The following is a 15,867-nucleotide window of genomic DNA, read 5'->3' as shown; positions in this document are numbered from 1 at the left end:
ATATTCCAGAACTGCCAAGGAAGCAGAACAAGAACTCCCGTACGAGGCTAACCGCCGCCCACGTCTCTCTTTCTTCTCATCTATGCAATTGTCAAAGATCACGGCACCCTAGGGGTGACGTCTGGTGCCTAGCAAATGCGTTGCTGTCGACCAATCGAGGGTCGCCTGTGAAAGCGTCTCTCAGAAATGTTCCAAGCAGTAGAGGCGCCAATTCGAACCGAACCGACAACTTCTTGCCAGGTCCAGTTCACCGCTAACCCGTCTGGTTGGCCCGGCGCCGCCGCCGTCTCGATGTCCGTGGTATAGGCCAGGCTCCTCGGCAGTGTCAACGGCCAATTCGCAAATTCGTCGCACAGCGCCCCCGAGGCCTGCTAGGCAGGCGTTTGGCGCCAGGACCCGTCGAAGCGGATCGGCAGCGCTGACGGTCTCGGCGCTGCCGGGACGGCCGTCCCTGTCGTGCGACCGTCGTGCCGGAGCCCGGCGGCCCCCTCGGAACCGAAGCGGTCTGCGTGACGACGCCAGGCGAAATCGTGGACCAACCCAGGGGGCGCGCTCGAGAACCAGTTCGGCAGAGCGGCCCGGGCCGGATCGCGCCCTTTGCCCTCGTTCCCCTTTCCCCTCGTGCCCCCCCCCCTGCTCTCATGCTTCCTTGTTGTCGTGCCTCCTTGTTCTCGTGCCGCCGTGCTCTTCTCCCCTCCCTGCCGGAGCATGGCCATCGTCTTACGCGCCAGGGCCATCCGCCTTCCCGCCGGAAGGTAGCCCTGCAGAGCAGAGCAGAGCAGAAACGGTTCGGCCTTCTGCGCGGCGGTGCAAAGGCCCGCCGCAGCATTGACACTTCCGCCGCCCGCCGGGTTAATCGCGCCATGTCTTGCCGTCGGCACCCCAGCGGGAGCCGGGATGCCGCGCCGGTCGCGATTTCGCCACCTTGATCGCCGATGGGCGGTCGGCGCGTGTAAAGGAAGTGAATGAGCCAGAAGTCTCCCCCGAGACCTGAACTCGGCAACCAGCCGCCCCTGGTCGCCGATCGTCGGCGTCGGCCCGATCGCCGGCAGGTTTCGGCGCGGTGGCTCGCCGGCACGCTTCTGACCGGCCTGACGTCGAGCGCCCTGATGGGCATCGCGCTTTCCGCCGCCCTCGACGGCCGCCATACCGTGGCCCGCCCCGCTTCCGCGCTCCCCGACACCGCCATGGCGACGACCGACGCGCCGTCGGAAAAGTCGACGCGCGTCTTCGCGACGCTCATTCCCGCCGCCAAGAGCCGACAGACGCTGGAATTCTCGACCATGACGCGCGACGGCGACCGCGAGGTGATCCGCACCCTGCCCTTCGCCTATGTCAACATGTCGCTCGCCGCCCGGCACCCGACCAATGTCGACTATCCCCCCTTCGACGCCATGAAGGTCTTCACCGCCGGCGAACCGGAGGACGACGCGCCCGAGGAGGCCGATCCGGCGCAGATCTACGGCGACAAGATCGAGAGCCAAATGACCTTGAAGGTGGAACCCTTCACCTTCGACAATCTCGACCGGACCGGCGAGATCGACGACGCGCAGGCCGAGACCCAGGTGCGGATGGCCGCGCCGACGCTCTCCTACGCCCCGGTCCAGGTCGCCTCCCTCGACCCGATCGATCCCCTGCGCTTTGCCCCCGACGACACGGCCCAGGAATATGAGCCCGGCTCGGCCTTTCGCGTCATCGAGGAGAATGTCTCGGTTGCCACGCCCGATGTCACCGATGTGCCGCTCTACAATGAGGAAGCGGTGCCCTTCGCCGAAAAGCGCTCAATTCTCGACGCCCTGTCGGACGCCGGCTACGAGAAGGACGAGGCGGCCTACGCTGCCGAGCGGCTCGCCGACGTGCTGTCGACGAAGACGCTGGGGCCGGGCAATGTCATCCGCATCGGCGCGGAGACCGAAGGCGGCGTCCGGCGCATCGTGCGCCTTTCCGTCTATCGTGGCGACAGCCATATCGTGACGGTCGCCGAGGGCGACGACGGCAGCTTCGCCCCGGGCGCCCAGCCGGACCTCAACCGCGACGTCGCCGAGGCGCTCGAGCAGAACGCCGGCGAGGTGCAGCGCCATTCCGACATGCCGACGGTGTATGACGGCATCTACCAGGCGGCCCTGTCCTACGGCCTGGACACGCGGCTCTGCCAGCAGCTGATCCGCATGCTGGCCTCCGATGTCGACTTCCAGTCGCGCCTCGCCCCCGACGACCGGCTGACCGTGTTCTACTCGCTCGAAGAGGGCAAGGAGACCGCGACCGACGCCTCGGAAATCCTCTATGCCGAAGCGCATTTCGGCGACGAGACCAAGAAATTCTACCGCTTCCGCGGCAAGGACGACGAGCACAGCGACTATTACGACGGGGATGGCCGCAGTTCGCGGCAGTTTTTGGTGCGCAAGCCGGTGCCGAATGCCCGCATGTCCTCGGCCTTCAGCACCGGCCGCAAGCATCCCGTGCTCGGCTATGTCCGGCCGCACTGGGGCGTCGATTGGGCAGCTCCCGCAGGCTCGCCGATCATCGCCACGGGATCGGGCGTCGTCGAAGCTGCCGGCTGGTCGAGCGGCTACGGCCGGCAGACCATCCTGAAGCACGCCAATGGCTACGAAACCTCGTATTCCCACCAGAGCACCATCGCCAAGGGCATTGTGCCCGGCGCCCGCGTCCGGCAGGGCCAGGTCATCGGCTATGTCGGCTCGACCGGCCTGTCGACCGGCAATCACACGCATTACGAAGTCAGCGTCAACGGCCAGAAGGTCGACCCGATGCGGATCAAGCTGCCGTCGGGCAAGGTGCTCGCCGGCGCCGATCTCGACACCTTCAAGCGCGAACGCGACCGGATCGACAATCTCCTGAAGGATCGCGACGACCCGACGCGGGTCGCCGGCCGCTGATCCGGAAAGGGAGCCTTCCGGCTTTCGAAATCATGCGACCGAATGAGGCTTCAAGCGGGCTGGCGATGCGAAGAACAGCCAGTCCGCTTGAAGCTCGCACGTCATCGCCCGACGGCGAGGCCCCCGGGCGAGTTTGAGGATCGCCCGGCGCTTCAGCTGGGCTGGATGCGCGACTGCGCCCGCCAGAGGTCGACGCCGCCATCGGTGGCGAAGCGGTCGATCTCGGCCAGTTCCTCGCTGGTGAAATCCATCCTGTTCAGGCTGTCGAGGGAATTGTCGAGCTGCTCCACCGTACGGGCGCCGATCAGCGCCGAGGTGACGCGGGGATCGCGCAGCACCCAGGCGATCGCCATCTGCGCCAGGGACTGGCCGCGGCGTTCGGCGATGGCGTTGAGCGCCGCGATCCGCGCGATATTGTCGTCGCTCAGATAGTCGCTCTTGAACGAGCCGGCCTTGGCCGCGCGTGAATCCCCCGGCACGCCCTGCAGATACTTCGTCGTCAAAAATCCCTGCGCCAGCGGCGAGAAGGCGATGCAGCCGAGGCCGAGACCGCCGAGCGTATCGAGCAGCCCGTCCTCGACCCAGCGGTTCAGCATGGAATAGGACGGCTGGTGGATGACGAAGGGCGTTCCCTGCGCCGAAAGGATCGCATGCGCGGCGCGCGTCAGCTCGGGCGAATAGGAGGAGATGCCGACATAGAGGGCCCTGCCCGACCGCACGATGTGGTCGAGCGCCCCCATCGTCTCCTCCAGCGGCGTCTCGGGATCGGGCCGGTGGTGGTAGAAGATGTCGAGCATGTCGAGGCCCATGCGCTTCAGGCTCTGGTCGCAGCTGGCGACGAGATATTTGCGCGAGCCGAAGTTGCCGTAGGGGCCCGGCCACATGTCGTAGCCGGCCTTGGACGAGATGATCAGCTCGTCGCGGTAGGGGCGAAAGTCCGCCGCCATCCAGCGGCCGAAATTCTCCTCGGCCGAGCCCGCGGGCGGGCCGTAATTGTTGGCGAGGTCGAAATGCGTGACGCCGCGGTCGAAGGCGCGCCGCAGGATCGACCGCCCGGTCTCGAACACATCCTTCCCACCGAAATTCTGCCAGAGGCCGAGCGAGATGGCGGGCAGTTTCAGCCCGGACCGTCCTAGGCGGCGATAGGGCATGGTCTCGTAGCGGTTTTCGGCGGCGGTATAGGGCAAAGGGCTCACTCCGGTTTTTTCGGGGATGCGTCCCCGCCACCGCATATAAGAGGCTTTGCCCCGGCGCCCAGCCGGGGCCGGGATCAGCCTATTTGCAGTAGGTGGATCCGTTCTTGCGCGCCGCGATGTCGAGATGGAAATGCGTCGCGTGATCGGGATCGGTTCCCGGCCCCAGCACCGTCTTGAAAGGACCACAGGCCGCCGCGCGGACGGATGCCTGGAATTTGGCCTCGGGAGAATCCGCCGCCTGGGCCTCGACGCCGATGTCCTGGCTCTCGTCGAAGACGAACGCGGCAATGTCGATGGCGCTGCCGCGGGCGTGCTCGGAGATGCCGCTCTCGCTGGCCCGCGGGCGGCAGACATAGGTCGAGGCATGGCGGAACTGCGAGAGCTTTCGGCCCGGCAGCTCGGTCTTGACGGCCGGCAGCACCCCGGACGTCATCCAGTCGTCGAGCGCCAGGGCCGTCCGGCACAGGAACTGCGTATCGGGCGAAACCTCGATGCCCGAAGAGAGGCGCTTGACGTTGACGGGGCGCAGGACGCCGCATTCGCCTTCCGAAATGCTCTCACCGACGGTGAAATCGACCCCGCGCTTCTTCAGCTCCGCCTCGCACAGCTCGGCGTCCTCGATGGCCGCCGCCGCCAGAACCGTGGCTGCCGGCGTCACTGTCGCCGTGCGCGACTTCAGGTTCTCCGTGGAGTTGGGTGCCGGCGCGGGTTCGGCCGGGGGACGGACGGGGTCTTGTGTTTCCGGAACGGTGCCGGGCTTTTCAGCGTCATCCCCGGCCCCTTCGGGCCGCACGGCGGGAACCGGAATGTCGTCGATCGGCATGGTCGCGGTCGCCGCCGGATCGGCCGGTGCGTCCTGCGGTTCGGCGGTTTCCGGGGCCGCGTCGGCCGGGGCCGGGACGGGCGTCGGCGTGGCGGCCGGATCAGGCACGGCCGCGTCTGGAGCCGCCGTCGATGGGGCAGCCTCGCTGGCCTTGTTCGCTTCGCTGGCCTTCGCCGCCGTGTTGTCCTTCGTCGCGTCGGTATCCTTCGTCGCCTCGCTGGCCTTTGTCGGCTCGCTGTCCCTGGCAGACCCGCTGTCCTTGCCAGACTCGCTATCCCTCTCCGACTCGCTCAGCTTCGTGGACGGGCCGGCGTCGGAAGAGTTCTTCGCGTCGGGGGCTGCGACGACCTCGGTCCCCACTGATTCCGGCGCCGCGGCAGGCTCCTCCTTCGCCGCCTCCGCCCTGTCCGGACGCGCGTCCGGAATGGGGATAGCGGCCAGCGCGGGCGCGGCCTTGGCGGGCGTCGACCGGGCCGGACGCGGGCGGTGGCGCGTCTGGCTCTTCGCCGGCTTCGACGGGCCGAACAGGCGCTCCAGCGGGTTCGCGTCCTTCCAGGGCAGGCCGGCAGCCTGCGCCATCGGGGCGGTGCCGACCATCAGCAGGCAGCCGAGGACCAGAAGAGAGCGCTTCGCCACCGTCATTCCTTGAACTCCACCACCGTCCGTGCCGGCTGGACGAGGCCCGCCAGGGCCTGCGCATCCCAGTTCGTCAGCCGGACGCAGCCATGGCTGGCACTCTTGTCGATCTTGGACGGCTCGGGCGTGCCGTGAATGCCGTAGGTCGGCTTCGACAGATCAATCCACATCGCGCCGACGGGCCCGTTCGGCCCGGCCGGGAGCGTCAGTTTCTCGTGGTTCTCGCCCTGCTTGAAGTTCTTGTCCGGATTGTATTCGTAGGTCGGGTCCGGCGCGCTGCCGTTCACCTTCATCGTGCCCGACGGCGACGGCGTCCCGTCGGAGCCGATCGTCGCCGGGCTGATCAGCACGATCTGGTCGTCGGCGCCGTAGGCGATGAGCTCGCCCTTCGACTTGTCGACGACGATTCGGGCGACCTTGGTTTGGGGCACCGCGCCCGGCTCGGCGACGAGGAGCGCCTCGCCGGCCTTGGCAAAGGTGGCGCCCGGATTCAGGCGCCGCAGCAGCGTCTCGTCCATGTGGAAGCGTTCGGCGAGCATTTCCGCGGCGTCGCGGAAGCCGAGCCAGTCGAGCTTGGCGAGTTCGCCATAGTCGGTCGGCATCACCGGGACGAAGCGTTCGGCGAGATCCTGCTCCGTCAGGATGTAGGGCTGAACCACGGTCGCCGCGTCGGCGGCGAGTTTTTCCCACAGTGCAGCCGAGGGTTCGTCGCTGAGGTCCAGATCGTTCATCATGGCGTAAGCGGCGATCGCCTTGCGGGTGTTCTCGCCGTCGAGCCCGTCGATGACGCCGGGCGAGGCGTGGGCGCGGTCGAGCAGGATCTGCAGGCGGATCAGGAAGGGATCGGGAAAATCCTCGGGCTCGGCGGACTTCTGCGGCTCGGGCGCGGCAGCGGCGTCCGCTTTGTCTGCGACCGACTCGTCAGGATTGCCACCGGCTTCCGGGGGATCGATCTCGAGCACCGCCTGGGCTTCGTCGAGGCCCGTGCGTGCCGCCTCACGCCGGGCTTTCCAGCCCTCGAAATCGGCGGCGTTGATCGCCTGCTCGGAGACGTCCGGCAGCGCCACGGCGATGGCCGTCGTCGCCTCCTGGGCCCAGGCGGCCTTGGGCGGGATGGCTGTGCCGGCCAGGAGAAAGCCGGCGAGCGCCGTGGTGATCAGGGTGGATTTCATTGCGGGGACCTCGACATGCCTCTTTGCATGTCTGTGCAACGCGCCAGATGGCCGCAGGGTCCTTCGCCGGCGAAGCATATCGCCGGGGATCACTCGAGAAATTCGACCGTCACGCCGGGTTTGACAAGCTTGGCGAGTTCCTGGGCGTCGAAATTGGTCAGGCGCACGCAGCCATGGCTGTTGGTCTTGCCGATCTTCGAGGGCTCGGGCGTCCCGTGGATGCCGTAGGTCGGCTTCGACAGGGCGATCCACACCGAACCGACGGGACCATTGGGACCGGGCGGGATGGTCAGGATCGACTTGTTCTCGCCCTGGGTGAAGTTGATCTTCGGGTTGTAGGTGTAGTTCGGGTCGAGCGCGATGCGGCTGACCTGCACCGTGCCGCTCGGCGAGGGCGTGTCGGACGAGCCGATGGTCGAGGGATAGGCGGCGACGAGGCGCCCGGCTGCGTCATAGGCGCGAACCTGCTCGCGCCCCTTGTCGGCGATGATCCGGGTGACCGGCTCGGCGATGTTCTCGCCGACCGCCATGACCTTGAGAATGGTGCCGGCGCGGTTGAAGTCGGCACCGGGATTGATCTCCTGGAGATAGCCCTCGTCCATGTGGAAACGCTCGGCCAGCATTTCCGAAACGCGGGTATAGGCCATGGATGGGAGCTTGGCCTTCTCGGCGTAGTCGTCGGGGATCGAGGCGAGATAGGGACCGCCCGCATCCTTGTCGGTGATGGTGTAGGAGACGATCGCCGGACCGCCGGTCGCGTCGAGCTGTTCGGCCAGCGCCTGCGCATTCGTCGCGTCGAGCCGCGTGCCGAACTTCTCCTCATAGGCGGCGACGGCCTTGTCGACATTCGAGCCCATCCGCCCGTCGATGACGCCCGGCGAAATGCCGGCACGGTCGAGCAGGACCTGCAGGGCGGCGATCTCGACCTTGGCGTTCTTGCCCTTGGGACCGGCGACGGCGGGCGCCGGCCGGGTCTCGGGCGCCGTGGTCTCGCCGGGCGTAACGATCGAGGTGTCGGGCAGGCTGGTGCCGAAACCGTCCTCGCTCGGCAGGGCGGCATTGCGCGCGGGATCTTCGCCGGGGAGCGGCAAAGCGTCGTAGCCGGGCGACGGAAGCGGCTCGGCCTCGATGGGCGCGTCGTAGAGATCGTCGCGCGATTCGAAGTCGCCGTAGGGATCGGCCGAACGGGGCTGGCGCGGCACGAAGCCCGGGTCGACGCCCGGCACCGCGCCGACGCGGCCTTCGAGAATGAGGGCATCGTCCTGCGGGGCCGGCCCCTCCAGGATGATGGAATTGTCGCGGCGCCGCCGCGGCTCGCGGTTACCCTGGCGCGGCTGCTCGACGGCGATGATCCGCCCACGCCGGTCCACGGTCACCCGGCGGCCGAGATCGTCGATGAAGCTGCGGGCCTCCGGCACGCGGCCGCGATCGATCCCCTCGTCGTAGTAGGGCACGTCCTGCGGATCGTAGAACTGCGCCCGTGCGGAGGTGGACCAGCCGGCCGACATCACGAGCAGCGCCATCGCTGCGGCGGTGACGGGAACAGTTTTCATCGTGTCTACTCCAACCGGCGAACAGGCAGCCGAAATCCGGCGCCCGATATCGGCACTGTTTGCGGGCAAGCCTAGTCACTGGCAAATGAACCCGGCATGAAGATGGCCTGCGAAGGGCGCGTGAAGCTTGCGTGCGGCTTGCCGCCCTCCGCTGGAGGCGGCCGAACCTGGCTTCAGGCCACCTGCCCCGCGCACCAGCCGGAGGCCCAGGCCCACTGGAAATTATAGCCGCCGAGCCAGCCGGTGACGTCGACGACCTCGCCGACGAAATAGAGCCCCGGCACCGCCTTGGCCTGCAGCGTCCTGGAATCGAGGTCGGCGGTATCGACGCCGCCATGCGTCACCTCGGCGGTGCGATAGCCTTCCGAACCCGCCGGTTTGAAGCGCCACGAATTGACCGCCGTCTCGGCGGTGCGAAGGAGCTTGTCGGACCAGTCGCCGAGCCGTTCCGGCCCCTTCAGCTCGCCCGCGATCATCTGCGCCAGGCGCTTGGGCAGGAAGGCACCGAGACCGGTCTGCAGCGACTGCCTTCCGTTCTCGGCGCGGGCGGCGCGCAACGCCGCGAAGACGTCGAGGTCCGGCAGCATGGCCACCGCGATCTCGTCGCCCTCGCGCCAGAAGGAAGAAATCTGCAGCATGGCCGGGCCGGACAGGCCGCGATGGGTGAACAGGAGCGCCTCGGCGAATTTCGTCTTGCCATGCGAGACGACGGCGTCGATGGCGATCCCCGACAGGGGCTCGAGACGCGCCAGCGTCGGCGGATCGAGCGTCAGCGGCACCAGCGCCGGCCGCGTCTCCGTCACCTTCAGGCCGAAACTTTTCGCCAGTTCGTAGCCGTAGCCGGTGGCACCCATCTTCGGGATCGACTTGCCACCGGTGGCGACGACGAGCGAGGTGCACTCGACCGGCTCGATGCCGCGCTGGTCGTGGCTGAGCACGGCGGCAAAGCCCGTCTCCGTCTTGCGCACGCGGTCAACCGTCGTGCCGAGCCGCAGCTCGGCTCCGTTAAGGCGCATTTCAGCCAGCAGCATGTCGACGATCTGCTGCGCCGAGCCGTCGCAGAACAGCTGACCGAGCGCCTTCTCGTGGTAGGCGATGCCATATCGCTCCACGAGGGCGATGAAGTCGCGTGGGCTGTAGCGCTTCAGCGCCGAGATCGCGAAGCTCGGATTGTCCGACAGGAAGTGCTTCGGGCTGGTGTGGACATTGGTGAAGTTGCAGCGCCCGCCGCCGGAGATGCGGATCTTCTCGCCGGGCTTTGTCGCGTGGTCGACGACCAGCACCCGGCGACCGCGCTTGCCCGCCTCGATCGCCGCCATCATGCCGGCGGCGCCCGCGCCGATGATCAATACGTCCCAGGTCATGCGATGCCTTTCGAACCACGGCGATCGCGGCGGGTGCGGGTTGAGTTCTGGGGATAGACCGGGCCGGCCGCGGCCTCAAGCCCTGCGACGCGGGCGGCCGGCCGACCGGGCGATTTGAACGCACCTGAAACGCCCGCAGGACGCGGGGGGAACGCCAGGGATCCAGCGACCCGCCCGCCCGTTGTCGTCGATTGACAGCCCAGCGCCGGCACCGGAAAGGTCGCGGCACCCCCGAGGGAGACATCCGGCATGGCCGACACGACACCGAAACCGTCCACGAAGACAAAGGTCGAGCCGGCGCTGCACCGGGTGATGGGTCCCTGGCTGCTTCTGCTCTTCATCGTCGGCGACATCCTCGGCACCGGGATCTATGCCCTCACCGGTGAGGTCGCCAAGGAAGTCGGTGGCGTCGTCTGGCTGCCCTTTCTCGTCGCCTTCGTCATCGCCCTGCTCACCGCCTTCAGCTATCTCGAGCTGGTGACGAAATATCCCCGCGCCGCCGGGGCCGCGCTCTACGCCCACAAGGCTTTCGGCGTTCATTTCATCACCTTCATCGTCGCCTTCGCGGTGATGAGCTCCGGCATCACCTCGGCCGCCACCGCCTCGCGCGCCTTCGCCGCCAACCTCGCGACCGTCGCGGGTTTCGATCAGGCCGGCGGCCCCACGGTGATGCTGATCGCGCTCGGCTTCATGGCGCTGGTGGCGATCGTCAACTATCGCGGCGTCGCCCAGAGCCTGAAGATGAACGTGGTGCTGACGACGGTCGAACTGACCGGCCTGCTGATCATCATCGTCATCGGCTTCTGGGCGATCGGCACCGGCCAGGGCGACGTCTCGCGCGTGCTCACCTTCGACACCGGCCCGGACCGGGGGCTGTTCTGGTCGGTGATCGCGGCGACGACCTTGGCCTTCTTCGCCATGGTCGGCTTCGAGGACTCGGTGAACATGGCCGAGGAATGCAAGGATCCGTCGCGGATCTTTCCGAAAGTGCTGCTCTCGGGCCTCGCCATCACCGGCGTCATCTATGTGCTGGTCTCGATCTCGGCGATCACCCTCGTCCCCGCCGCCGAGCTCGGCGAGGGCGAGACACCGCTTCTAAAGGTCGTGGCCGCCGGCGCGCCGGCCTTTCCGCTCTGGATCTTCGGCATCATCACCATGTTCGCCGTGGCTAATTCCGCGTTGATCAACATGCTGATGGCAAGCCGGCTCCTCTACGGCATGAGCCGGGAACAGGTGCTGCCGCCCTGGCTCGGCCGCGTGCACCATGAGCGGCGCACGCCTTATGTCGCAATCGGCTTCACCACGCTCCTCGCCTTCGGGCTGATCGGCTTCGTCGGCGCCGTGCCGGCGCTCGGCGGCACGACGGCGCTGCTGCTGCTCGGCGTCTTCACGGTGGTCAACATCGCCGTCCTGGTGCTTCGGCGCGACAAGGTCGAGCACGCGCATTTCACCACGCCGACACTGCTGCCGATCATGGGCGCGCTGGCCTGCGCCTTCCTCGTCGGCCCCTGGACCGGGCGCGACAGCGTGCAGTACGTCGTCGCGGGCGTTCTCCTGGCGATCGGCGTGGGGCTCTGGGGTCTGACGGTCCTCGTCAACCGCTCGGGAGCGGCGGCGGCTACGCAGCGCTGACAGCGCCTCGCGCGCGTTCTTTTGCGAACCGCGATCAACGTCCGGCAAGGCCGAAACGAAAACAGGGGGCGCCCAATTGGACCGCCCCCTGCAGCATGCTCTTCCCGTCGGCGCTGTTCTCAGGCCGCGACGCGGTCTCCTGGGACACCCGCCTTGGAGCCGACGACGTAGAAGTTCAGCCGGTCGCTGCCGGCCGTCACCTTCACCGTCGACTCGTCGCGAATCTCGCCGAGCAGGATCTTCTCCGCCAGCGGGTCCTGCACCTCGCGCTGGATGACGCGCTTCAACGGACGCGCGCCATAGGCGGGATCGTAGCCGCGTTCGGCGAGCCACAGCCGCGCGCTGTCGTCGAGATCGATGACGATCTTGCGGTCCGCGAGCAGCGCTTCCATCCGCTTCAGCTGGATATCGACGATGGCGCCCATCTCCGAGCGCTTCAGCCGGTGGAACAGGATCGTTTCGTCGACGCGGTTGAGGAATTCCGGCCGGAAGGCCGACCGCACCACCGCCATCACCTGGTCGCGCACGCTGTCGGTATCGACGTCGTCCGGCAGCTGGGTGAGATATTCCGCCCCGAGGTTCGAGGTCATGATGATCAGCGTGTTGCGGAAATCGACCGTGCGCCCCTGCCCGTCCGTCAGCCGCCCGTCGTCGAGCACCTGCAGGAGCACGTTGAAGACGTCGGGATGGGCCTTCTCGATCTCGTCGAACAGGACGACCTGATAGGGCCGGCGACGCACCGCCTCGGTCAGCGACCCACCCTCCTCATAGCCGACATAGCCGGGAGGCGCGCCGATCAGCCGGGCGACCGAGTGCTTCTCCATGAACTCCGACATGTCGAGCCGGACCATCGCCGTCTCGTCGTCGAACATGAACTGCGCCAGCGCCTTGGTCAGCTCGGTCTTGCCGACGCCGGTGGGGCCGAGGAAGATGAACGAGCCGATCGGCCGGTTCGGGTCCTGCAGCCCGGCCCGCGCCCGGCGTACGGCGCGCGACACCGCCTGCACCGCCTCGCCCTGGCCGACGACGCGGGTGCCGATGGCGTCTTCCATCCGGAGCAGCTTCTCGCGCTCGCCCTGCAGCATGCGGTCGACCGGGATGCCGGTCCAGCGCGACACGACCTGGGCGATGTGATCGGGCGTCACCGTCTCCTCGACCATCGAGGCGGCGGCGCCGACTTCGTGCGCCTCAGCTTCCGCGACCTCGCGCTCCAGTTTCGGAATCTCGCCATAGGCCAGTTCCCCGGCGCGCTGGTACTCGCCCTTGCGCTGCGCGTTGGCCAGTTCGTTGCGGGCCTCGTCGAGACGCTTCTTCAGATCGGCGGCAAGCCCGAGCTTCGACTTTTCCGCCTGCCAGGTCTGGGTGATCCGGGCCGATTCCTCCTCGAGATTGGCGAGCTCGCCCTCCAGCCGCTCCAGCCGGTTGCGCGAGGCGTCGTCGTCTTCCCGCTTCAAGGCTTCCCGCTCGATCTTCAGCTGCATGACGCGGCGGTCGATCTCGTCGAGCACTTCGGGCTTGGAATCCACCTGCATGCGCAGGCGCGCCGCGCCTTCGTCGATGAGGTCGATCGCCTTGTCCGGCAGGAAGCGGTCGGTGATGTAGCGGTTCGACAGCTGCGCGGCGGCGACGAGCGCGGAGTCCGAGATGCGCACCTTGTGGTGCTGCTCGTACTTCTCCTTCAGGCCGCGCAGGATCGAGATCGTGTCCTCGACCGTCGGCTCGGAGACGAAGACCGGCTGGAAGCGCCGGGCGAGCGCGGGGTCCTTCTCGACATGCTTGCGGTACTCGTCGAGCGTGGTGGCGCCGACGCAGTGCAGCTCGCCGCGGGCCAGCGCTGGCTTCAGGAGGTTCGAGGCGTCCATCGCGCCCTCGCCCTTGCCGGCGCCGACGAGGGTGTGCATCTCGTCGATGAACAGGATGATCTGGCCATCGGCCGAGGTCACCTCGGACAGAACCGCCTTCAGCCGCTCCTCGAACTCGCCGCGGTATTTCGCGCCGGCGATGAGCGAGCCCATGTCGAGCGCCATCAGCTGCTTGTCGCGCAAAGATTCCGGCACGTCGCCGTTGACGATGCGCAGCGCGAGGCCTTCGGCGATGGCGGTCTTGCCGACGCCGGGCTCGCCGATGAGGACGGGATTGTTCTTGGTGCGGCGCGACAGCACCTGGATGGTGCGGCGGATCTCGTCGTCACGGCCGATGACCGGGTCGAGCTTGCCCTCGCGCGCGTCCTTGGTGAGGTCGCGGGCGTATTTCTTCAGAGCGTCGTAGCCCTGCTCGGCGGACGCGGAATCGGCGGTGCGGCCCTTGCGCAGGTCGTTGATCGCCTCGTTCAGCGCGGCGGCAGTGACGCCAGCCTTTTCGAGGATCGCCGCGGTCTTGGCGCCCTTCTCGATGACGAGCGCGAGCAGCAGCCGCTCGACGGTGACGAAACTGTCGCCGGCCTTCTTGGCGATCTCCTCGGCGGTCGCGAAGACCTTGGCCAGCGGCTGCGCCAGATACATCTGGCCATTGCCGCCGGAAACCCGCGGCATCGCGGCGAGCGCGGCATCGACCGCGAGGCGCACGTCGGCGGCCCGTCCGCCGGCCTTCTCGATCAACCCGGCCGCCAAGCCCTCGCTGTCGTCGACGAGGACCTTCAACAGGTGCTCGGCGGAAAACTGCTGGTGATCGCGGGCAACGGCGGCCGTCTGTGCCGCCTGGATGAAGCCGCGAACCCGTTCGGTGTATTTTTCCATGTCCATGGATGCTCTCCCCTCTCGTGCCACCCGGTGATCCGGCGTGGGACGCGTGTCCTGGAGTCCGGCCCCCTCAATCGGCGAGCCGCTCTCCGGGAATATGGGGACGCTCTCAACGGGTTGAAGGGTATTCAGGGATCATACCTATCCCGACAGAACGATTTGTTCCGCCGCCCCGATACGGCGGGGCCCAAACGCAAGAAGGGCGGCGGATCGCTCCGTCGCCCTTCGCCTGTCGTCCCCCTTCGGGCGATCAGCTATTGGTGGCCATCAGAAAGGCCGGCAGGTGATCGCCGCCGTCTTCGCCACCCGAAGAATCGTCTTCCGGCTTCTTCTTGCGCGGGCGACCCGGCTTGCGCTTGACCTTGCCCTCGGCCTCGACGGGCGAAACGTCCGCCTGAGGCGCTTCGGCCCGGGCTTCCACCGGCGGCGCCACGGGCGCCACGGCGGTCACCGGATCGACAGCGGGTGCCCGAGGCGTGGGCACGGCGGCATCGGCCGTGGCCCCGTCGCTCGCAGCCTCGCTCGCCATGTCGGCACGCGGCTCGCCATCCTCGCTGCGCACGCGGCGCGGGCGACCACGGCGACGCGGCTCGCCCTCGGCGCGCGGCTCGTCGTTGCGCGGACGGAATTCCTCGCGCGGCGCGGGATCGGAAGCGGCAACCTCGGCGGCCGGCGCGCGCGCCGGCTGCTCGGGAGCGGGCTGGCGGGGCTCGTGCGAAACGTTGCGCGGCGCCTGGTCCTCGCCGCCCTCGGTCTGAACGCGCGGCTCGCCGACGACGGGCTGCGGCCCGAGGCCGTTCAGCGCCGGGCGATCGCGATGGCCGCGATTCTCCCGGTTGTCGCGGTCGCGGTTCTGGTAGGTCTCGCGGTTGCCGTCGCGGTTTTCGCGATTGCCGTCCCGGTTGCCCCGGTTCTCGCGGTTGCCGTCGCGCGCTTCCCGGTTGCCGTCGCGGTTGCCGCCATTGGCGTTCGGCGCATTGTTGCCGTTGCCGCCGCGCTGTTCGCGGCCTTCGCGCGGCGCGTTCTGCTGCCCGTTCGCGCGCTCGCCCTGCGGACGCTCGTTCTGGCCGCGATCGTTCGGGTACCGGTCGCCCTGGCCCCGATCGCCCTGATTGCGGTCGCCCTGGTTGCGATCCTGACCGCGGTCGTTCTGGTTGCGGTCGGCCTGATAGCGGTCGTTCTGGCCCCGATCGTTCTGGCCGCGCTCGTTCTGGCTGCGGTCGTTCTGGCTGCGGTCGTTCTGACCGCGCTCGTCCTGGCCGTTGCCGTTGGCGTAGCCGTTCTCCGAGCCGCCCTCCTCGTCGCCGTCGTCGTCCATCTGGTCGCCGAAGTCGTTCTCGTCCTGCTGCAGCTGGAACGTGCCCTGCGCCGCGGCGACGATGCGGCCGTAATGCTCGGCATGCTGGAGATAGTTCTCGGCCATGACGCGGTCGCCGGAAGCCGCCGAGTCGCGCGCGAGCGTCGAGTATTTCTCGGCGATGTGCTGCGCGGTGCCGCGGATCTTCACGTCCGGGCCATTCGACTCGTAGCTGCGCGACAGCGGATTGGGGCCCTTCCGGCCGCGTCCGCGCATCCGCTGCTTGTTCTGCTGCTGCTGTCCTGGCCTCATGCTCTTCCTGTCTCTGGATATCCAGCTAGCGCGCCGGTTGCCCCTGGCTGCAGGACGGCCATCCCTCAGGGATGGAGCGTCGCCCCGCGCGATACGGATGCGCCAGTGCGCGACCGAGATCGAAATTTGGTATTCGGTTAAGCCGATCGATTCCAAATCGTCGGTATCACGGACAGCCGCCTAGCCGTCTCGAGCATCCCACGTCCGCCTGCCACCGGGCAGGTCGGAATCTGAGGGATGTTCCCCC

9 protein-coding genes are annotated in these 15,867 nt (G+C 67.9%); 2 read left to right on the top strand and 7 right to left on the bottom strand.

Annotation, left to right across the window (positions count from 1 at the left end):
• Positions 1 to 965: 965 nt before the first annotated feature.
• A complete protein-coding gene (locus IEX88_RS19950; RefSeq protein ID WP_188854096.1) occupies positions 966 to 2,897 on the top strand; it encodes a M23 family metallopeptidase in 1,932 nt (643 codons plus the stop codon).
• 152 nt (positions 2,898 to 3,049) lie between these two features.
• Here the strand turns inward: IEX88_RS19950 and mgrA are convergent, their stop codons facing one another.
• The 5 genes from mgrA to IEX88_RS19925 all read right to left on the bottom strand — a co-directional run bounded on the left by mgrA (position 3,050) and on the right by IEX88_RS19925 (position 9,641).
• On the bottom strand, positions 3,050 to 4,084 hold the full coding sequence (gene mgrA / locus IEX88_RS19945) for an L-glyceraldehyde 3-phosphate reductase (protein ID WP_274604632.1): 1,035 nt from the start codon (positions 4,082 to 4,084) through the stop codon (positions 3,050 to 3,052).
• An 88-nt stretch (positions 4,085 to 4,172) separates the two neighbouring features.
• The gene (locus tag IEX88_RS19940) at positions 4,173 to 5,558 is read right to left on the bottom strand and encodes an extensin-like domain-containing protein (RefSeq protein WP_188854092.1); all 1,386 of its coding nucleotides are present in this window, start codon (positions 5,556 to 5,558) and stop codon (positions 4,173 to 4,175) included.
• Positions 5,555 to 6,724 carry a L,D-transpeptidase family protein gene (locus tag IEX88_RS19935; RefSeq protein ID WP_244640380.1) on the bottom strand — a complete coding sequence of 390 codons (1,170 nt, stop codon included), beginning with the start codon at positions 6,722 to 6,724 and terminating at the stop codon, positions 5,555 to 5,557. Before IEX88_RS19935 ends, IEX88_RS19940 begins: the two co-directional genes overlap by 4 nt.
• Positions 6,725 to 6,813: 89 nt before the next feature.
• Positions 6,814 to 8,277, bottom strand: coding sequence for a L,D-transpeptidase family protein (locus tag IEX88_RS19930; RefSeq protein WP_244640378.1), 1,464 nt, complete (start codon positions 8,275 to 8,277; stop codon positions 6,814 to 6,816).
• Positions 8,278 to 8,450: 173 nt separating this feature from the next.
• Positions 8,451 to 9,641 (bottom strand): BaiN/RdsA family NAD(P)/FAD-dependent oxidoreductase, encoded by a 1,191-nt coding sequence (locus tag IEX88_RS19925; protein WP_188854090.1) that lies wholly within the window; start codon positions 9,639 to 9,641, stop codon positions 8,451 to 8,453.
• A gap of 249 nt (positions 9,642 to 9,890) precedes the next feature.
• Here IEX88_RS19925 and IEX88_RS19920 point away from each other — a divergent pair, with 249 nt between their 5' ends.
• On the top strand, positions 9,891 to 11,273 hold the full coding sequence (locus IEX88_RS19920; RefSeq protein WP_188854088.1) for an APC family permease: 1,383 nt from the start codon (positions 9,891 to 9,893) through the stop codon (positions 11,271 to 11,273).
• Positions 11,274 to 11,392: 119 nt separating this feature from the next.
• On the opposite strand, the gene clpB is transcribed toward IEX88_RS19920, so the two are convergent.
• Together clpB and IEX88_RS19910 are read right to left on the bottom strand one after the other, a co-directional pair.
• On the bottom strand, positions 11,393 to 14,014 hold the full coding sequence (clpB, locus tag IEX88_RS19915) for an ATP-dependent chaperone ClpB (protein ID WP_188854086.1): 2,622 nt from the start codon (positions 14,012 to 14,014) through the stop codon (positions 11,393 to 11,395).
• A 247-nt stretch (positions 14,015 to 14,261) separates the two neighbouring features.
• A complete protein-coding gene (locus tag IEX88_RS19910; protein WP_188854084.1) occupies positions 14,262 to 15,620 on the bottom strand; it encodes a DUF4167 domain-containing protein in 1,359 nt (452 codons plus the stop codon).
• Positions 15,621 to 15,867 lie beyond the last annotated feature (247 nt).

Origin of the sequence: Aureimonas glaciei, from assembly GCF_014643375.1 — a bacterium.
Taxonomy (GTDB): Bacteria; Pseudomonadota; Alphaproteobacteria; order Rhizobiales; family Rhizobiaceae; genus Plantimonas; species Plantimonas glaciei.
The sequence above is the reverse complement of the archived record's forward strand: the minus strand, read 5'-3'. Positions and strand labels throughout refer to the sequence as shown.